The sequence below is a fragment of the Providencia sp. PROV200 genome (assembly GCF_049901995.1).
Classification (GTDB): Bacteria; Pseudomonadota; Gammaproteobacteria; order Enterobacterales; family Enterobacteriaceae; genus Providencia; species Providencia rettgeri_E.
In genome coordinates, this window is record NZ_CP096307.1 from 1,330,460 (window position 1) to 1,351,144 (window position 20,685).

A 20,685-nucleotide genomic window follows, 5' to 3' on the forward strand; every position below is an offset into this window, starting at 1 on the left:
CCTGTTTCACGCAAAGTAACAGCTATTGTGACTGAAATTTTACCTATGTAAAGAAGGCCATGAGAATTGGCGTAATAAGACTAAGTACAAAGCCATGAACAATGGCGGCTGGGACAATTGAAACCCCACCGCTACGTTGTAAAACAGGCAGTGTAAAATCCATTGACGTTGAACCACAAATGCCAAGAGCGGTTGAACGATAACGATTAATAATAATTGGAATGAGCATGATTGCAGCAAGTTCCCTTGCTAAGTCATTGAAAAAAGCCGCGCTTCCCATGACTGGGCCATAAGCATCGGTGATTACAATTCCTGTTAATGAGTACCAGCCAAAGCCTGAGGCGACTGCTAACCCCATTTTTACTGGAAGACCGAGTAAAAACGCGGCTAATGCACCGCCCGCGAGTGCGCTGACCCCCATGACAAACGCAATAGTTGTTCCACGTCGATTGATTAAGATTTGTTTAATACTCATTCCACTATTGCGTAATTGAATGCCAACAAGTAGCAACAGCAACATTAGTGCAACCTGGCTGCCTTTATCGGCATAGTGTAAGAAATTAAAACCCGTTAACCCGACAATAAAACCCAGCAATAACACCCCGCAAAGCTGCAGAGACTCTAAAACCATTTTGATCCTAGATGGCGGCTTTTCTTGTTTGTGTTGTGGAATTTTCCAAGGGTCAAATTTATCAAGTAATAACAAAGAGATAACATTTAATGAAAATATGCAGCCAAAAAAGGTAATGGCATAAATTAAAATAGAAATTAAGTGAATACTTAAGTTTTCAAGCAGTGCGAGAGTGATTCCCATTAGAAATAAAATAACATAGACCATTGAGTTAAGTGATTGGTGAACCCGATGAAGAATTTGTTTATTTCTAATAGTAATAAGGTAACCAAGTGTTAATGGTAGCAGTATAATCAAAAGTCCTGAATACATGGCCGGATCCTTAAAGGTTAACCCATAGACTAGGTAACTATAAACAAAGAGTTATGCTTATCTTTTTTATTTAGGTTATCGAAGCATAAACCTGATATAGCGCCGAGTAAGAAAAGAATTTTTTGTGATAAAATTTTTTTATTGGCGTCTCAATGAAAAATAGGTCAAAAACACTAAAAATGAAAGTTTTCCTATTTTATAACACTGCTATTAGATGCTCAATATAGTTCTCTGTTTTGTTATGAATAATTTTTATTTAGCATATATTGTGATAGTAATGAATGTGGTTAATCGGTAAGCTTTGGTTATTATTCTTTTATATTTTCACTTTGCATAATCATTCAGTACGTAATGGCAACTGATGAAATAGAAGGGGGAATATAAATACTTCAAGGAGAGAGTAATATGTATCTGGAACGTGTGGAAATATACGGATTTAGAGGGATTAACCGGCTTTCTTTAGAACTAAATAATAGTACGGTTTTAGTCGGTGAGAATTCCTGGGGGAAATCGAGTTTACTTGATGCACTTGATCTTCTTCTTTCTCCTGAACACACAGATTACCAATTCAGTCTTCATGATTTTCACCATCCAACAGGTAATGATGAATCGCGTTACCGCTCATTACAGATTGTTCTAAAATTTGGTGAGCGGCGAAAAGGGCGTCATCAATCATATCGTTTTCATAATCTTAGCTCTGTATGGGTCGATAACGGAGATGGCCTTAAACATATTTTCTATCGTGTTAGTGCAGAGCTTAGAGATGATGGCTCGATAGCCGTCGATAAAACCTTTTTAAATGCAGGCGGCAATAAGCTTTCTTTGGATAATGTAGGTAAATATATCAAAGAAATTATTCGGTTGTATCCAGTTATTCGCCTACGAGATGCCCGATTTTTACACTCGCTTAACCCAGAAACGATAGTTTCAGGGCAAAAAGAGGTGCGTGACTTATTTAATGCCCGTATTAAGGAGCTAACCAGTGCATTGGTCAACAACCCTGAGCGCTTAAGTGATGAAGACCTTGGTGATGGAATTGATGCTATGCAACAGTTGCTTAGCCATTATTTTTCTGGGCAAAGCTCCCATATTATTCGGTCAGATAATTCAATTGTTAAAATAGAGCCACGTAAGCGTGGCTGGAAAGCGCTTGATAACATTAGTCGTTTAATTGCAAAGCCAAATCAACGCAATATTCGATTAATTATTTTAGGAATGTTTTCTTCATTATTACAATCAAAAGGTAATATTCACTTAGATAAACATGCGCGGCCATTGATTATTGTTGAAGATCCAGAAACGCGTTTACATCCGATTATGCTCTCTATCGCATGGGGCTTATTTAGTTTATTTTCTCTACAGCGGATTACGACGACGAACTCAGGAGAGTTACTCTCATTAGCGCCTCTGGAAGATTTGTGTCGTTTGGTTCGCAATACCAATAAAGTTTCAGCTTATCGTTTGAATGAAAATGATCTAAGCGCTGAAGAGTTACGTAAAATTTCTTTCCATATTCGTTTTAATCGTCCATCAGCCTTATTTGCTCGTTGTTGGTTATTAGTTGAAGGAGAAACAGAAATTTGGTTGATGAATGAGTTTTCGCGCCAGTGTAACTATTACTTTGAAACTGAAGGAATAAAAGTTATTGCATTTGCACAAAGTGGCTTGAAACCTTTGCTGAAGTTTGCCAATAAGATGGGAATCGAATGGCATGTTTTAACCGATGGTGACGAGGCTGGGCGTAAATATGCGGCAACCGCGACACATTACGCTCACAAAATTAATTCCTCAAATAGGGATAGGCTAACGATGCTACCTGCACCAGATATGGAACATTTTCTATATCGCGAAGGGTTTAAAAGTCTTTATCATGAAATTGCGGATATCCCAGATAATGCAAAGGTTTCAACAAGGCGGGTGATTCTTAAAGCGATTTCTCGCACATCGAAACCAGATTTAGCGCTAGCCACGGTGAATAGAGCTGCAGAATTAGGCCCTGATAGTATTCCGCTGCAATTGAAAAGTATGTTTTCTCGTGTGGCATGGCTGGCAAGGGGAAAAGCAAATTAATGGTAATATTGATAAATTTTACTTGTTGTTGATTGATCGTTGAAGAATGGCTATTTCATGTTGAATCAATTGATAACTTAAGTGATATATAATTGGGGCATTAGTTTTTAGCTGGCAACAAATTGGAAACTCGCTCCTTTTACAGGTTGTTAGCAATTTTAGAGGGCTATGCCCTCTTTTTGTTCATAGGAAGTAGGTAAACATGAAGGCAAAGCCTAAAAAAAAGTGGCCGATTTACTTGGTAATCATTATTTTTGCCCTAGTCACCGCTGGGTTTCTTTTTAATAGAGAAAAAGAAGCGGTTTTCCAAACTGTAGATGTCATACAGGGCGATTTAGACAAACAAGTACTGGCAACGGGAAAACTCGATGCAGTACGTAAAGTCGATGTAGGGGCTCAGGTGAGTGGGCAGTTACAAACACTGTATGTTAAAGAGGGCGATTATGTTAAAAAAGGTGACTTATTAGCGGTTATTGACCCGAAAAAAGCCCAAAATGATGTTATTGAATCTGAAGCAACAACACGTGAACTCGAAGCCAATTTATCATTAGCTCAAGCAGAGCTTCGCCTTGCCCAAGTGACTTATCAACGTCATTTAAGCCTAGCAAAACAGCAGGCCGTTTCTCAGCAAGAACTTGATAAAGCGAAAACCGATGTAGAAGTAAAAAAAGCGCAAGTCGCCACTTATCAAGCTCAAATTAAGCGTAACCAAGCCACCCTAGATTCAGCAAAAACAAATCTAAAATATACGCAAATTACGGCACCAATGGATGGTATTGTCACCTTTATTAAAACACTACAGGGGCAGACGGTTATCGCTGCTCAGGAAGCTCCAACAATTTTAACCCTTGCGGACTTGGACACGATGCTCGTCAAAGCTGAAGTTTCTGAGGCCGATGTAATTTATTTGGAACCGGGCCAAGATGCCTCTTTTACCGTTTTAGGGGCTCCAGATAAAAAATTTGCTGGGCAATTAAAGGATATTTTACCGACACCTGAAAAAATTAATGATGCCATTTTCTATTATGCGCGTTTTGAGGTGCCTAACCCGCAACATTTGTTGAAATTACAAATGACTGCACAGGTCACCATTGAATTAGACTCACGTAAAAATGTGCTGTTACTGCCGCTATCTGCATTAGGCAATGAAATTTCACCACAAACCTATGAAGTGGATATTCTGCAAGAGAATAAAGTCGAGAAAAAACAAGTTAAAATCGGTGGTCGAAACGATGTGTATGTGGAAATTACCAAAGGCCTTAATGAAGGCGATAAAGTGGTCATTGGGCACAGCGAGACGGAATACTAACTATGTCTGCGTTAATTGATCTTCAAGGGATCACTCGCCGCTATGGGGAAGGTGAAAACCAAGTTACAGTCTTAAAAAGTGTCTCACTACAAATTAATGCAGGTGAGATGGTGGCGATTATTGGCGCTTCGGGCTCAGGTAAATCCACACTCATGAATATTATTGGGTGCCTAGATAAACCAACAGAAGGGAATTATTGCATTGATGGCCAAAGCGTCGCAACGTTAGATAATGACCAATTGGCAGAACTGCGCCGAGAACATTTTGGCTTTATTTTTCAACGTTACCATTTACTGAGTCATTTAAGTGCGGAACAAAATGTTGAGGTACCTGCGGTATATGCAGGGGCGGGTAAGAACCAACGTCGTGAGCGAGCAGCCCAGTTATTACAGCGTCTAGGGCTAGGGGAGCGCGTGGATTATCGTCCAAGTCAGTTGTCTGGTGGGCAACAACAGCGCGTGAGTATTGCTCGCGCTCTTATGAATGGTGGGCAGATAATTCTCGCGGATGAGCCAACAGGAGCGCTGGATAGCCATTCGGGAGAAGAGGTCATGAATATTTTAAAAGACCTTTGTGCCCAAGGACATACAGTGATCATTGTCACGCATGACCCTGAAATAGCTCAGCAAGCAGAACGTATCGTAGAAATTAAAGATGGCGAGATTTTGAATGACTCAGGTAGCAAAACCACAACACGAACAAATTCATTACCAAAAGCCCCTGCAAGAAAACTGACATTAAACCAAATGTATGGTCGGTTTAGCGAGGCTTTGTTAATGGCTTGGCGTGCCATGGTTGTCAATAAAATGCGCACATTACTGACGATGCTTGGGATTATCATTGGTATTGCGTCGGTGGTATCCATAATGGTGATCGGTGATGCCGCGCAAGGTATGGTCCTTAATGATATAAAATCAATCGGGACGAATACCATTTCAATTTATCCAGGGGAAGACTTTGGGTACGATGATGCAAAAAATCGTCAGTCCTTGAGAGCCGCAGATATTGATGCATTAGCAAAACAGCCTTATGTGCACGCGATTTCTGGCGAACTCAACCACTCTACACGCTTAAGAAAAGGGAATGTTGACGCTTCGGCACAGCTCACCGGTGTTGGGCGGGATTATTTTAATGTTTATGCCTCTAAATTTTCAGAAGGTATGAGTTTCACGCAAGATATGGTGGATAAGCGCGCACAAGTGGTGGTTATTGATGCCAATACTAAGCGCCGCTTTTTCCCTAAACAAGAACATGTTATTGGCGAAACTTTGCTCATTGGTAATATGCCTGTAACGATTATCGGTGTGCTTGAAGAGAAAAAATCGACTTTTGGTTCGAGTAAGTCACTATCGGTTTGGTTACCGGATACCACAGTAAATAGTAAAATTCTGAACCGTCCATACTATGAGAGCTTTGTTGTTAGGGTGAAAGACGGTTACGATGCGAAAACGGTAGAACAGCAACTGACCCGCTTACTCACGTTGCGCCATGGTAAAAAGGATATTTTCACCTATAACCTCGATACCTTTATTAAAACGGCAGAGAAAACAACCCAAACAATGCAGTTATTTCTCACACTAGTGGCGGTTATTTCATTAGTGGTCGGAGGAATTGGTGTGATGAATATTATGTTAGTTTCCGTTACTGAAAGAACGCGAGAAATTGGTATTCGAATGGCGGTAGGCGCTAGAACTAGCGATGTGATGCAGCAATTTCTTATCGAAGCCGTACTAGTCTGTTTGATAGGAGGGCTAATGGGTATTGGACTATCGTATGGGATTAGCTTATTGGCTCAAATGGCGTTACCGGGCTGGACATTTTCTTTTGATCCCGTGGCGTTAGTCAGTGCTTTTGTGTGTTCAACGGCCATTGGTATTATTTTTGGTTTTTTACCTGCTCGAAATGCGGCTCGCTTAAACCCAATTGATGCGTTGGTGAGGGAATAGTATACAGCTTAATTATTTATGAGCTAAATGTTCGTTGCGTATCTTCTGCATCATAGGATTTGATGCAGAAGATGAGAGAAGATATTAAATGCTAACTTGAAGAAATATCTACTCAAGAGTAGTCCCATTTATTGGAACTGAGTTCCTCAATTAAATTCTGCTAATTAAATACGTTATTTTTAACTCCTTAATTTTCTAATAATATTTTTTTTAATCTATATATTCCCTCGTTTCTTAAAATATTTCATAATAAAAAACTGTCTGAAAAGATAAATTCTGCTTGCGAATTGGTATCGATCATGGATATGATTTGCCTCGTAGAATAAATGAAACCTAGTTCCATATAATGGAACTTATAATAAAGCCAGTAAAAAAACTAAGCAAAGACAACCACACAGTAGGTGCAATATGGCGAATAAAGCAGGTGAAGATTATTCTTTGGCTCGGGTGCCCCAAAGTGCTCGTAGGCCGTTTTATGAAGTGTTAATTCTACGAATAGGTGCACTAGCTTGTGTTTCACAAGTTATGCTAGGTGCGGCTCTTGGTTATGGGTTAACTTTTTGGCAGGCGTTTTGGGCAACAATGCTTGGCTCTGTAATTTTACAGGTTGTCAGCTGGGGGCTTGGAGCGGCTGCATGCCGTGAAGGAATGTCGATCAGCCTACTGTCTCGGTGGGCGGGTTTTGGTAAGTTAGGCTCAGCTCTCATTGGTGGCGCGATTGCTATCTCCTTAATGGGCTGGTTTGGCGTACAAAATGGTTTCTTTGCGGATGGAATGTATAAAGCGACTAATGTGCTAACACCAGGGACTTGGTCACTTATTACAGGTATTGCGGTGACGGTTATAACAGTATATGGGTATCGATTTTTATCTATTACTGCCAATATCTCAACGCCGCTATTTTTATTCGCGTTAGGCTGGGCGACATATAACTTATTATCAGGTCAAGATATTGGTACGCTTATCAATGACACTGAACCCGCCGGGCCATTAATGACTATGCCTGCGGCCATCACTATGGTTGCTGGTGGTTTTATCATTGCAGCCGTCACAACACCCGATATCAGCCGCTTTATGAAAGGGCCTAAAGATGTGTTTTGGATGACGCTCATTGGCACATTTTTTGGTGAGTTACTGGTCAATATGATAGCTGTATTGATGGCGTTATCATTACGGACGAGTCAAGTATTTGATTTAATGATGGCACTGACGGGCCTATTAGGCGCATCGATTGTTATCTTTTCGACAATAAAAATGAATGATATCAATCTGTATTCATCGTCGTTAGGTTTTTCAACACTGTTAAATGCCATCTTTAATAAGCGTTTTGATCGTCGTTATTTAACTTGGGTGATTGGCATTTTTGGGACTATCGCTTCAATGTTAGGGATCTTAGATAACTTTATTGGATTCTTGATCTATTTAGGAATAGCGATCCCACCTGTCGCAGGGATTATGGTTGTTGACTATTATCTGTTAAAACGTGACCGTAAAGAGTTAGATCTCACTCGAGAGCAAGGCATATTACCGCCAAGCTGTGAAGCATATAACCCTGTAACACTAATCGTGTGGGTCATTGCAGTGCTGGTTGGGTGGGGGACATCAGAGTTAGGTCCACTGCACGCTGACTATGGCATTCCTGCACTTAACTCTTTAATTACTGGCGCGGTCGCTTATTGGATAGGAATGCGCTGGCAGGCGAAAGCCAAAGGTGTTGAAACGGTACACTTTCGCAAAGTGTCTCATTTAGATTAAGGATTAAACCATGTCAGGTACAAAAGTTAAAGTTGCTCTGGCTCAGTTTGATTCAGAACTTGGCAATAAAACAAATAATTTGCAACGTATGGCACAGTTGTGCCAGCAAGCTGCGGATTCAGGGGCAAAATTGATTTGTTTCCCTGAACTGGCGACAACGGGTTACCGTGGTGACTTGTTGACTACCAAGTTGTGGGATTTAAGCGATTCCATCGGAAGTGAAACTTATACGTTATTTAGCGAACTTGCTACTCGTTTAAATATCACCATTGTTAGCGGTTTTGTTGAACGCGGTGAATATTTAGGTGATATCTATAACTCTGTCGGTGTTTGGAACCCTGGGTGTGATGGTATTAGTGGCGTTTTTCGTAAAGTTCATGCCTTTGGTATAGAGAAACAGTGGTTTGGACGAGGTGATAGTTTCCCTGTGTTTGAAACCCCCATTGGTAAAATCGGTGTCATGATTTGTTATGACATGGGTTTTCCTGAAGTCGCACGAATTTTAACATTACAAGGCGCGGAATTATTATTAGCGCCTTCAGCTTGGTGTGTTCAAGACCGAGATGTCTGGGATATTAACAGCGCCTGTCGAGCATTAGAAAATGGAACCCACTTACTTGCAGTGAACCGTTGGGGTTATGAAGAAGACCTGCATTTATTTGGTGGTAGCAAGCTTTTAGGTCCTCGCGGCCAAGTACTTTGTGAAGCGGGCTGTGAAGGTGAGGAGCTATTAATCGGCGAGGTTGATTTTTTAAACCAAGCCCATACGCGCTTAAATGTGCCTTATCTGCGAGACAGAAAGCCACAAAGTTATCGTGTATTAACCCAAGGTTTAGGGTCATGAGTATTTTATCTAGCGTTGTTGATGTTTACCAATTATTCCTGCGTTCAGGGAATGAGCTGACGGTAACAACATTAGTTAATGAGTTAGGTATGCCTAAAAGTTCTGCTTCTCGTCTATTAAAGCAAATGGCTGAGCTTGGGTTACTTGAAAAGAAAAACAATGCACCGATATATCGCCCGGGTTTGCTGATTATGGAATTAGCGCATCGGGCCAGAGGAATGAATCCATTAATCGATATGATGCTTGAAGCACTTGATGAACTTGCGAAAGATAGCGGGTTTACCAGTTATGTGTCGGCACTTGATGATGATATGGTTCGTGTCGTTCATGCGCGCTTTGGTAATAGCATGCTGCAAGTGATCACTCAGCCGGGTACGCGGTTACCCATATTGGGGACTTCAACAGGGCGTGCGTTATTAGCAAGGTTATCGCCAAATGAACGGTCAAAAATTATTGAACGTGAACTAAAAGAAGAGAAAGCACGAGTTAAATTAGTTGAGCGTTTGGACCTCGTGGCTGAGCGTGGCTGGGAATTTTCGACGGATGAATCTGTTGCTGGCGTCGCGTCAATATCAAGCACGGTTTTCGACCCAGCGCAAAATACGTTGTATGCCTTGTGCTTAAGTTTACCTGCAACACAAATGAATGATGAGGTCAAAGCACAGTTATCTATAAGTCTTTGCCATAAAGCAGCCTATCTTGGTTGTATGGTGGGTGACCCATATTGGTTGCAAAAAAGCATAAATAAGTCATAAGCTGATTTTGTTCATAAAAGTAAACAGTAGTAAGAAGTAGGTAGTAGAAGTAAGCAGTAAATTATAAATATTTATATTATGAGTATTTTAAGTGCGTGAATACGCCTTCATCAGGAAAAATGGGGCCTCGATTACGTGAGGTTTCATCTAGAGCGAAATGGGGTTAACTCGCTATTTTAGGCGAGTTAACCCCTGAGTAGCTCTTCACTCCCATAAAAAAAATTAAAGGAAGTACAATGAGTCTAAAACAAACTCTTTGCGTATATGAGCTAATCGATTGCGCTAGTGTTAAAGGTGAAGACATTGTTGCATTGTTCCAAGATTTCCCACACATTGAAGTTATATCTAAAACGGTTAAGGATCATAAAGGGCAAAGTGATTTTGTTCGCATCCTTATTCCAGGAACACAAGGTAAATCACAACATAAAGAAGCTCCGACACTCGGGATCATTGGGCGCTTAGGTGGAATAGGCGCCAGGCCTTCTCGTATTGGTGTTGTTTCTGATGCAGATGGTGCGATTGCCGCACTTGCAACAGCGCTTAAATTGGCACAAATGCATGAAAAGGGTGACCGATTACTCGGTGATGTGGTGATCACGACCCATATCTGCCCAAATGCGCCAACACGCCCGCACACGCCTGTTGATTTCATGGATTCACCTCTTGATGATGCCACGATGAATCAACATGAGGCGATCCCAGAAGCGGATGCTATTTTGTCAGTAGATACCACGAAGGGAAATCGTTTACTTAATCATAAAGGGTATGCGCTATCGCCAACGGTAAAAGATGGTTATATTTTACCGGTATCAGAGGATTTAATTCGCTTGATGGAGTGGAGTAGTGGTCAAAAAGCAGTGACATTCCCACTATCAATTCAAGATATCACGCCATATGGTAATGGCCTACATCACATCAACAGTATATTACAACCTGCAGTATCTACGTCTGCACCCGTGGTTGGTGTCGCTATCTGTTCAGAGACCGTGGTGCCAGGTTGCTCTACAGGGGCTAGTCATGAGGTTGATATTGCGAGTACTGTGAAATTTATGATAGAAGTTGCGAAAGAGTTTACCGCGAATCAGTGTGCATTTTATGATGTTGAACAATATACATTATTAACGGCACTGTATGGTGATATGCGTCACCTACAAACCGCGGGTAATCGTACTTAGTCATTGCAGAGAATAGCCACAGTTAATTATTGTACTAATCAATGTAATTGAAATAATTAACTGTGCTCTATTGAGTATAAGCTTAGCTCGATTCGCTGCTATTAGCGGAATTGTCTTCAACTCCAATAGGGATAATAAGCTCAGCGTGGTTGCCTTTGGGCCCAATAGTTAAACTGAACTGAACTTTTTGGCCTGCTTTTAGTGTCCTGTAACCGTCCATTTGGATGCAGGAATAATGTGCAAAAATATCTTCTCCGCCATCAGCTGGGCAAATAAAGCCGAAGCCTTTTGCGTTATTGAACCACTTAACGATACCTGTCTCCATATTTCATCCTTCAAATTTACCAATATTTGCGTTTAGAACTATGTCTGCGTTTAGAACTATGTTTGCGTTTAGAATAATATATAAAAAAACATACGAGAGATAAGTATAAATACTGTATCGTTTGTTCGTAAAACATACTGTAATAAATTGCCTTCTAAGGTCAAGAGGTGAGGTTCAGGAATTAGTGTAAAGTGTTAAGAATTCTCTAATCAATAACGCTCATTTTTTGTAATATTTGATATGGCTCACAGATTGCTAATCATGGAAGCAAAGATGATTCCCATGCTACACTGTCATTTGATGCAATATAAACAAAAAATATCATAGTTACTAAATGGTATAGTTTTATGACGCTATCAATATGATTGATAGAAATCGTTGATAATAAAGACTATGCTTAAATTGAAGTTAAATACTGAGCAAGAAAGTAATGAGTGATTTTCTAGGCACATTTAAAACTGACGTCGTTTTTAAAGATGAAATAGAGCAAACCTTACAGCCGCCATCGATGTATAAGGTGCTATTAAATAATGACGATTACACGCCGATGGATTTTGTTGTTGAAGTGTTACAAAAATACTTTTCTTTTGATGAAGAACGCGCTACACAGATAATGTTAGATGTCCATATTCAAGGAAAGGGAGTTTGTGGAATTTTTACTGCAGAGGTTGCTGAAACTAAAGCGGCGCAAGTCAATATTTTTGCTCGTGAACATGAGTACCCTTTGCTTTGCACTATAGAGAAAGTCTAACTTGGCTTAATATCAATTTTGGGAGGTGCTTATGCTCAATCAAGAACTAGAGCTTAGTTTAAACGTAGCTTTTACGAAAGCGAAAGACAGTCGCCATGAGTTTATGACTGTAGAGCACCTATTGCTGGCGTTACTGAGTAATATCTCTGCGCGCGAAGCTTTAGATGCTTGTAAGGTTGATCTTGTTGCATTACGTCAAGAACTTGAACACTTCATCGCGCAAACTACACCTTTGTTACCCGAAAATGATAGCAGAGACACCCAGCCTACGTTGAGTTTTCAGCGTGTATTACAGCGCGCTGTTTTTCATGTGCAATCCTCTGGGCGCAACGAAGTCAGCGGTGCAAATGTATTAGTGGCGATTTTTAGTGAGCAAGAGTCCCAAGCTGCGTACTTATTACGGAAACATGATGTTAGCCGCTTAGATGTGGTTAATTATATTTCTCATGGCACGATAAAAGGCGAAGAGTCGTCACCAGAACAAGATATCTCCTCTAATAGCGTGCAAAATGAAGAACAGCCGGTCTCTGAAGACCATATGGACAACTTTACGACTAACCTGAACCAACAGGCCAAGAAGGGGAATATCGACCCGCTGGTAGGGCGTCAGGCCGAATTAGAGCGTACGATTCAAGTACTGTGTCGCCGTCGTAAAAATAACCCATTATTAGTTGGTGAATCAGGTGTTGGTAAAACGGCTATTGCCGAAGGGTTAGCGTGGCGTATTGAGCAAGATGACGTACCTGACGTCATGAAAGGCTGCACAATTTATTCATTAGATATTGGTTCATTACTGGCAGGAACCAAATACCGTGGTGACTTTGAGAAACGCTTCAAAGCATTACTGAAAATGCTGGAAAAAGATCCAAAAAGCATTTTATTTATTGATGAAATTCACACGATCATCGGTGCAGGAGCAGCATCTGGCGGGCAAGTTGACGCGGCTAACTTAATTAAGCCATTACTATCAAGCGGGCGCATTCGTGTTATTGGTTCAACAACATACCAAGAATTCGGCAGTATTTTTGAGAAAGACAGAGCGCTGGCGCGTCGTTTCCAGAAAATTGATATTGTAGAGCCAACACCAGAAGAAACAATTCGTATCATCAATGGGTTAAAACCTAAGTATGAAGCGCACCATGATGTGCGTTATACCGCAAAAGCAATTCAAGCAGCGGTAGATTTATCTATTAAATATATCACTGATAGGCATTTGCCAGATAAAGCCATTGACGTGATTGATGAAGCAGGGGCACGAACGCGACTGGTTGCACCGAGTAAGCGTAAAAAAACCATTGGCGTGCCTGAAATTGAAACTGTCGTGGCACGTATCGCTCGCATCCCTGAAAAAACCGTATCTTCCAGCGATAAAGACAAGCTCAAGACACTTGATTCACGTTTGAAAATGTTAGTTTTTGGGCAAGACAAAGCGATAGATTCGTTGTCTGAAGCTATCAAAATGAATCGGGCAGGTCTAGGGTTAGAAAATAAACCGGTGGGCTCTTTCTTATTTGCTGGGCCGACGGGGGTAGGTAAAACCGAAGTGACCGTCCAGTTAGCGAAAGCGTTGGATATCAAATTGCTGCGATTTGATATGTCTGAATATATGGAGCGTCACACGGTTAGCCGCTTAATTGGCGCGCCTCCTGGCTATGTTGGGTTTGATCAGGGTGGCTTACTGACGGATGCCGTTATTAAACACCCGCATTCAGTGGTGTTGCTGGATGAAATCGAAAAAGCCCATCCTGATGTGTTTAATATCCTATTGCAGGTCATGGATCACGGTACTTTAACGGATAACAACGGCCGTAAGGCGGATTTCCGTAATGTTGTTGTGGTAATGACAACCAATGCAGGGGTACAAGAAACTCAGCGTCGTTCTATTGGCTTTGCAGAGCAAGATAATAGCACTGATGCGATGTCTGAGATCAAAAAGGCGTTCTCACCAGAGTTTCGTAACCGCCTCGATGGCATCATTTGGTTTAACGCATTAACCCCAGAAATTATTACGCAGGTCGTTGATAAATTTATAGTGGAATTACAAGTACAACTTGATGAAAAGGGTGTATCAATTGAAGTTAGCGCCGCGGCTCGCCGCTGGTTGTCTGAGAAAGGCTATGATAAAGCAATGGGTGCCCGACCTATGGCTCGCACCATTCAGGACAACCTGAAAAAACCATTAGCAAACGAGCTGCTATTTGGTTCATTAACGAATGGTGGCTCTGTAAGTATCGGGCTTGATGAAAAAAGTAACACACTGACATACAACTTCAGTAGCGTGCACAAGGCCTCTCCGGAGGATGCGGTATTCTGACGAATAGACCACAGGTGTATCAATGCACCTGTGGTTGTCAGGCCTTGCCTGAAGAGAATATCAACGGCTACGGAAAATGATTCGGCCTTTGCTAAGGTCATAAGGTGTTAACTCTACAGTTACCTTGTCGCCTGTCAGGATGCGGATATAGTTTTTACGCATTTTTCCAGAAATATGAGCAGTCACCACGTGACCGTTTTCCAGTTCAACACGGAACATTGTGTTTGGCAGGGTATCTAAAACTGTGCCCTGCATTTCAATATTGTCTTCTTTGGCCATCTAATCCTCTAAGTTTAATAACCGTGATTTTTAACGGGCAAGATAATGCCCAAAAACCCACACTAAGTAAAGAAATGTCGCATTTTAACGCGAGCTTTATTTTTACATGAGGGTATAAATTTACTATAAAACCAATATTCGTTACTCGAAAATTGGCGGTATTTCAATCGATTGCGGTAACCAGCAGGCGGGGTCAATCGCTTTGTCACGCCACCGGTAAAGAATATGTAAAAAATCCCTACGGGATATCTCTTTCGCGCCCATCGAGGCAGTATGGTGGTTAAGTACCTGACAATCAAAAAGCTGCCCATTATAGCGCAAAAAATGAAAATAGAATGTAATAAAAGCAAATTTAGATGCATCATTCATTCTGCTAAACATAGATTCCCCACAAAACAGGTGCCCCATGTTCACGCCATACAGGCCTCCAACGAGTTTATCGCCATACCAAGCTTCAATGGAATGCGCCATACCTGCTTGGTGTAGTGCTAAATACCCATCTTGAACTTCGGGTAAAATCCATGTGCCTTCTTGGCGTATAGAACAAGCTGCAATAACTTGCTTGAATGCATGGTTAACAGTAATGCGATAAGTCTGCTTTTTTAAAACTTTCTTCATTGACCGGCTAATATGGAGTTCACCAACCATGAGTACGGCTCTAGGGTCTGGAGACCACCATAAAGGCATCTCTCCAGGATTAAACCAAGGAAAGATACCATCATAATAAGCAGCTTGCAGCCTTTTTGATGAAAGATCTCCGCCAATCGCTAATAAGCCATTGGGCTCCCGCATCGCTTCAGACACAGGAGGGAATAAATAGGAGTCATCATCTAATTGGTACATATATGCCTCAGAGCGGTTGCTGTGCCCAGTGGCGCTGGCGGAACTGATAATATTGGCCTTGCATAGCTAACAGCGCTTTATGGGTACCTTGTTCGATGATTTTACCATTATCCATCACACAAATGTTATCCATTTCCTCTAAGCCCTGCATACGGTGAGTAATGACAATTAATGTCTTATCAGAACATTTTTCTTTGAGTAGCGCTAAAATCTGTTGTTCAGTTTGTGCATCAAGCCCTTCTGTTGGTTCATCCATTAGAATTAATGGTGTGTTATGTAACAGCGCACGAGCAATGCCTAAGCGGCGTTGTTCCCCTCCAGAAAGTTGTCTACCGCCTTCACCCATCCACGCATTAAGCTTTAATTCGTTTTCTAATAAATTACCTAAGCCAACTTGCTGTAATACTTCGTTTAATTCGACATCAGACGCTTGTTCATTGGCGAGTAATAAATTATTGCGTAATGTATCACTAAAGACATGAACCCGTTGTGGCACAACAGACATCATATTACGTAACGATTTTTCGCTAAATTCGTTAATAGGCGTGTCATTTAAGTAAATACTGCCGCTATCGACATCCCAAGCACGGGTTAATAATTGGAGTAGCGTTGATTTACCGCAGCCCGTTTTACCTAATAAAGCAAGGTGTTGGCCTTTATTTAACGTTAAAGACACATTGTGAAGAACAGCAAATGGCTGTTCTGGGTAGGTAAATGAAATATTATCGACAGTCAGTTTTTCTAATGTTGCGATTGATGGACTTTCACTTGGGAACGTCACCTCAGGTTTCGCGGTCATTAACTGAGAAACGCGGGTCGCAGACGCAATCACTTGCCCCATATGTTGGAAGGCAACAGCAACAGGGCCTAATGCTTCGAAAGCGGCCAACGCACAGAAAACAAATAAAGCAATCAGTGCCCCCGGTTTAGTATCGCCCCCTACATGTTCAGCTGCCATCCAAAGGAGCAGTGTTGCAGTGATCCCAGAGGCAAACAAAATAATGGCTTGAGATAACCCAGTGAGTGCCGCTTGCTGCTGTTGGCGTACTTGCCATTTTTTTTCAATGTTAAGCAAATTTTGGCGAAAACGTTCTGTGGCACTAAATAATGTTAACTCAGCTTGTCCTTGCAGTGCCGAGGTTAAAATAGTGCGATAACTTCCACGCAATTCGGTTAGCTCACGGCCAATGGGCTTTCCTGCACGATAAAATATAAATGGCATCGTAAATAGCAAGAACAACATGATGCCCCCCAGTGTCCAAGCAAGACGAGGGTCAAGATAACTTAAACCAAAAATAAGGACAAAGGTAACAAAAAAGGCGGTAATGATCGGCGATAATACACGTAAATAGAGGTGATCTAGGGTCTCTACGTCAGCGACCAGACGATTGAGTAACTCCCCTTGGCGAAAACGACTGATTCCACCCGGCGAAAGGGGCAATACTTTACTAAAAGCAAAAACTCGTAAATGAGCAAGCACCTTAAAGGTCGCATCGTGGCTAACTAAGCGTTCTCCATAACGGCCTGCGGTACGAAAAATCGCAGCACCACGGACACCCGCCGCGGGTAACATGTAATTAAAATAATAAATACCCGGAAACCCCGCAATTGCGGTTCCAGCTAAAAACCAACCGGAAAGGGTAAGTAAACCAATACTCGCCAGTAAGGTCACAATTGCTAATATGATGCCTAACGTAATTAAAAACCAATGGCGGCGGTAAAGGGCTAAGAAAGGTAATAAAATTTTCATTATCAAAGCTCCTCACTGCGGTGGGCAAGTAACTGGGCAAAAGTGCCTTCTGACTGACTCAATTGTGTGTAATTACCTTGTTGAATGATTTGCCCATTAGCCATTACCCAAATTTGGTCGTAATCAAGGGTTTCTTCCAGTAAATGGGTGACTAAGAGGGTCGTTTGCTGGCTTGATAGCTGGTTAAGTGCCTGCATGACACGTTGCTCACTGTGGGAGTCTAAGCTTGCGGCGGGCTCATCTAAAAGTAGCATACGAGAGGGTTTCAACAGGGTTCGAGCAACGGCAACTCGCTGAGCTTGGCCGACTGAAAGACGGGCAGCATAGTCACCGAGTTTGGTATTTAGACCGTCAGGCAAATGGGCTAAGAATTCGGAAACATAGGCATTATCAATAGCCTGTTGAATTTCTGCCTCTGTAGCATTTGGCTTGCCTAAACAGATGTTTTCAACCAGTGTTTGCTCTGGAAGGTGAGGGTTTTGCCCAACCCAACCCAGTAATTCACGCCATTTATCAGGACATAATTCACGAAGTTCAACACCATTTACGGTGATGGAGCCGCGATAAGGCAAAAAGCCTAACAATAAATTGACTAATGAGCTTTTCCCTGCGCCACTTTGACCAACAATCGCAATACGTTGTTGTGGTTCAATATTGAAATCTAACGGCCCTGCAAGGCGTACACCGTCATGGGATAAAATTTCTAACTGTTTAGCTTGAATATAGATAGCCTCATCGCTCAGAGTTTGGGTGCCTTGTTGAGCGCTTTGTTCTCCATCACTGCTTAATAACGTTTCGAGTGTTTCAGCGGCACCAACAGCTTGTGCTTTGGCGTGGTAGTACGTACCAAGATCACGCAATGGTTGGAAAAACTCTGGCGAAAGTATCAGTGCAAGAAAACCAGCAAACAGTGTGACAGGCAAACCATAGCTACCAAAGTTCATTTCGCCAAGATAGGAAAATCCAAAATAGACGGCAACAACAGCAATCGAAATTGACGCAAAAAACTCAAGTACGCCTGAAGACAGAAATGCCATTCTGAGTACTTCCATTGTTCTGGAACGAAAATCCTCTGTTGACTCGCGAATTTGCTTAATTTCTGCTTTTTCACGAAAAAATAACCGTAAGGTATCTAGGCCTCGTAACCTATCAAGAAAACTGCCACTTAAACGGCCTAATGCAATAAAATTACGACGGTTAGCGTCTGCCGCACCTAAGCCGACTAATGCCATAAAAATCGGGATCAGCGGGGCAGTGACAAATAAAATAAGGGCGGCCGCCCAGTTAAATGGGAAAATAGCAATCAGGATCATAATGGGGATGATCCCAGCTAAATACATTTGGGGAAGATAGCGTGAATAGTAATCTTGCATGTCTTCAATTTGTTCAAGAATAATCGTAGCCCAACTGCCCGCAGGCTTACCTTTTACCCACACAGGGCCAAGTTCTTGAAGTTTATCGAGTACCATGGTGCGTATTTCTTGGCGTACAACTTGGCCACAACGAAAGCCAACACGTTCTCGTATGTAAGTGACAATTGCGCGTAAGACGAAAACGCAGATCAAAAGCATAAAAGGGGTTAATAGCTGTTCTCGAGGAACGTTATCCATAATCAATGCTTGTAAGATAACAGCTAAGAACCAGGCTTGAGCAATAATCAGTAATCCGCTCAAAATGCCTAGTAACATAGAGATCCGCAACCAGCGCTTGGCAGGGGCACTGTGTTGTTTTAACCAACGTACCAATTCAGTCTGTCTTGATTTATCCATAATGATTTAGTTAGCAGGTGTAGTTTTAATGTCATTGAGTATAGTTAGGAAGTACCAACCTAACGTTGCTTTTACCATGCGTTAATTCAGCTGGGCTGTTTTAAACCGCATGAGAACGATAACTTTTTGATCGAGTCACGCATTGGGTAATTATAAGGAAATCTGCGTTTTTGATCTTACCCATAAATTCGAGTATTAGGCTACATCATAACAGCTTCGTCACCATATGTTGCATAATAAAAGTGGGTTATTTAAAGTGATTTGTGTTTTGTTATCAAATTGTTTTGTAAAGGTAAATTTAATATTTCAGTAGAGATTGATATGTAATAATATTGGGATGTTACTGTATTTTTACTTAATGAAAAGACGGCTTAACAAAGAATGTTAAGCCGCCAGCATTTTTAATTAGAATTAAGAACAAGGTCTATTATTAACCATAATGTTGAGAAAAAATGGCGGATCTTACATGAGTAATTAGGTCGCTTATTGCATAAGGAACAAAAATTGTGAGTAAAATAGTGAGGTATATGGCGGTGCTTAATTGGCTGCGAGGACGATGTCTTGGATCGCGGAAAGTAAGACAATGATAAAAGAAAAATAACCGCGATGGCATCACGTTCTATGTGTTGCCCATAAATTGTATTAATTAATGTTATGCAAAAACAGTATAGGCAGTATTAAAGAAGTTCAGTATAAATTTGCTCTTAAAAATATATGTAAAACTAATAGTTAAGATTTGTATTTAAAATAATAAAATAGGCTTCAAATGATTAAAATTTGAAGCCTATTTAAATCATAGCCATTAATGGTTATTTAGATGCTAAACCATCTAGATAACGTTCGGCATCTAAGGCTGCCATACAACCTGTGCCCGCAGACGTAATTGCTTGGCGGTATATATGGTCCATGACATCACCTGCAGCAAACACACCTTCAACAGAGGTTTGAGTTGCATTACCTTGGGTGCCAGATTGTACTTTAATATAACCGTTATCTAAATCTAGTTGCCCTGCAAAGATGCCTGTATTTGGGCTGTGGCCGATGGCAATAAACGCCCCCATGACAGGGATATCTTCAGTTGTATGTGTTTTAGTACACTCTAAACGCACACCGGTTACGCCCATATCATCACCTAATACTTCATTTAATGTACGGTCTGTATGCAGAATAATATTACCGTTTTCAACTTTATCCATTAAACGATTGATAAGGATTTTTTCTGCACGGAAACTATCACGACGATGAATAAGATGCACTTCTGAAGCGATATTAGAAAGATACAATGCTTCTTCTACCGCTGTGTTTCCACCGCCAACGACAGCGACTTTTTGGTTACGATAGAAAAAACCATCACAGGTTGCACAAGCTGAAACGCCACGGCCTTTGAACGCTTCTTCTGAAGGCAGACCGATATAACGCGCGGAAGCCCCTGTTGCAATAATCAAAGCGTCACAGGTATATTCATTTTCATCGCCAATTAAACGGAAAGGACGTTGTTTTAAGTCCACTTTTTGGATATGGTCAGAAATGATTTCGGTTTCAAATTTTGCAGCGTGCTCATGCATGCGTTCCATAAGCCCTGGACCAGTTAAACCTTCTGGGTCACCAGGCCAGTTTTCAACGTCAGTTGTGGTGGTCAATTGACCGCCTTTTTCCACCCCAGTAATCAAAGCTGGGTTTAAGTTTGCACGTGCGGCATAAACTGCTGCAGTATAGCCCGCAGGGCCAGAACCAAGAATGATTAACTTGCGATGTGTTGTTGTGCTCATGAATTCCTCTTTAATCTAAAAAGCATTTACAAGATTGTAGGAGAAATAAGAGACTAACAAAAGTGGTTTAAGTATAAGTTAGTTTTAT

At 41.3% G+C, this 20,685-nt stretch carries 16 protein-coding genes; 9 read left to right on the plus strand and 7 right to left on the minus strand.

Annotated elements, in window-relative coordinates:
• Nucleotides 1-43: 43 nt before the first annotated feature.
• Entirely contained in the window at nt 44-943 is a 900-nt protein-coding gene (locus tag M1E86_RS05945) for a lysine exporter LysO family protein (protein ID WP_213913493.1), read from the minus strand.
• A 405-nt stretch (nt 944-1,348) separates the two neighbouring features.
• Here M1E86_RS05945 and M1E86_RS05950 point away from each other — a divergent pair, with 405 nt between their 5' ends.
• The 7 genes from M1E86_RS05950 to M1E86_RS05980 all read left to right on the plus strand — a co-directional run bounded on the left by M1E86_RS05950 (nt 1,349) and on the right by M1E86_RS05980 (nt 10,797).
• Nucleotides 1,349-3,013, plus strand: a complete 1,665-nt coding sequence (locus M1E86_RS05950) for a DUF2813 domain-containing protein (protein ID WP_213913494.1) — start codon at nt 1,349-1,351, stop codon at nt 3,011-3,013.
• Between the two features lie 202 nt (nt 3,014-3,215).
• Nucleotides 3,216-4,322 carry a macrolide transporter subunit MacA gene (gene macA / locus M1E86_RS05955; protein ID WP_125893250.1) on the plus strand — a complete coding sequence of 369 codons (1,107 nt, stop codon included), beginning with the start codon at nt 3,216-3,218 and terminating at the stop codon, nt 4,320-4,322.
• A gap of 2 nt (nt 4,323-4,324) precedes the next feature.
• Nucleotides 4,325-6,268 carry a macrolide ABC transporter ATP-binding protein/permease MacB gene (gene macB / locus M1E86_RS05960; RefSeq protein WP_213913495.1) on the plus strand — a complete coding sequence of 648 codons (1,944 nt, stop codon included), beginning with the start codon at nt 4,325-4,327 and terminating at the stop codon, nt 6,266-6,268.
• 408 nt (nt 6,269-6,676) lie between these two features.
• Nucleotides 6,677-8,023 (plus strand): purine-cytosine permease family protein, encoded by a 1,347-nt coding sequence (locus M1E86_RS05965; protein ID WP_213913496.1) that lies wholly within the window; start codon nt 6,677-6,679, stop codon nt 8,021-8,023.
• A gap of 10 nt (nt 8,024-8,033) precedes the next feature.
• Complete coding sequence (locus M1E86_RS05970) at nt 8,034-8,867, plus strand: nitrilase-related carbon-nitrogen hydrolase (protein ID WP_213913497.1); 834 nt, start codon at nt 8,034-8,036, stop codon at nt 8,865-8,867.
• Nucleotides 8,864-9,622, plus strand: a complete 759-nt coding sequence (locus M1E86_RS05975; RefSeq protein WP_125893237.1) for an IclR family transcriptional regulator — start codon at nt 8,864-8,866, stop codon at nt 9,620-9,622. Before M1E86_RS05970 ends, M1E86_RS05975 begins: the two co-directional genes overlap by 4 nt.
• Nucleotides 9,623-9,858: 236 nt before the next feature.
• Nucleotides 9,859-10,797 (plus strand): DUF1177 domain-containing protein, encoded by a 939-nt coding sequence (locus M1E86_RS05980; RefSeq protein ID WP_125893235.1) that lies wholly within the window; start codon nt 9,859-9,861, stop codon nt 10,795-10,797.
• 82 nt (nt 10,798-10,879) lie between these two features.
• Here M1E86_RS05980 and cspD read toward each other — a convergent pair whose 3' ends face one another.
• Nucleotides 10,880-11,122, minus strand: coding sequence for a cold shock domain-containing protein CspD (gene cspD, locus M1E86_RS05985; RefSeq protein WP_125893234.1), 243 nt, complete (start codon nt 11,120-11,122; stop codon nt 10,880-10,882).
• A gap of 430 nt (nt 11,123-11,552) precedes the next feature.
• Here cspD and clpS point away from each other — a divergent pair, with 430 nt between their 5' ends.
• Nucleotides 11,553-11,873, plus strand: a complete 321-nt coding sequence (gene clpS / locus M1E86_RS05990) for an ATP-dependent Clp protease adapter ClpS (protein WP_125893232.1) — start codon at nt 11,553-11,555, stop codon at nt 11,871-11,873.
• A 31-nt stretch (nt 11,874-11,904) separates the two neighbouring features.
• Nucleotides 11,905-14,187, plus strand: a complete 2,283-nt coding sequence (gene clpA, locus M1E86_RS05995) for an ATP-dependent Clp protease ATP-binding subunit ClpA (protein ID WP_213913498.1) — start codon at nt 11,905-11,907, stop codon at nt 14,185-14,187.
• Nucleotides 14,188-14,247: 60 nt separating this feature from the next.
• Here the strand turns inward: clpA and infA are convergent, their stop codons facing one another.
• The 5 genes from infA to trxB all read right to left on the minus strand — a co-directional run bounded on the left by infA (nt 14,248) and on the right by trxB (nt 20,597).
• Entirely contained in the window at nt 14,248-14,466 is a 219-nt protein-coding gene (gene infA, locus M1E86_RS06000) for a translation initiation factor IF-1 (protein ID WP_004244560.1), read from the minus strand.
• A gap of 141 nt (nt 14,467-14,607) precedes the next feature.
• Nucleotides 14,608-15,309: a leucyl/phenylalanyl-tRNA--protein transferase gene (aat, locus tag M1E86_RS06005; protein WP_125893228.1), complete on the minus strand. Its 702-nt coding sequence runs from the start codon at nt 15,307-15,309 to the stop codon at nt 14,608-14,610.
• 7 nt (nt 15,310-15,316) lie between these two features.
• Nucleotides 15,317-17,059: a heme ABC transporter ATP-binding protein/permease CydC gene (gene cydC, locus M1E86_RS06010; RefSeq protein ID WP_213913499.1), complete on the minus strand. Its 1,743-nt coding sequence runs from the start codon at nt 17,057-17,059 to the stop codon at nt 15,317-15,319.
• Between the two features lie 2 nt (nt 17,060-17,061).
• The gene (cydD, locus tag M1E86_RS06015) at nt 17,062-18,828 is read right to left on the minus strand and encodes a heme ABC transporter permease/ATP-binding protein CydD (RefSeq protein ID WP_213913500.1); all 1,767 of its coding nucleotides are present in this window, start codon (nt 18,826-18,828) and stop codon (nt 17,062-17,064) included.
• 809 nt (nt 18,829-19,637) lie between these two features.
• Entirely contained in the window at nt 19,638-20,597 is a 960-nt protein-coding gene (gene trxB, locus M1E86_RS06020; RefSeq protein ID WP_125893222.1) for a thioredoxin-disulfide reductase, read from the minus strand.
• Nucleotides 20,598-20,685: the final 88 nt, after the last annotated feature.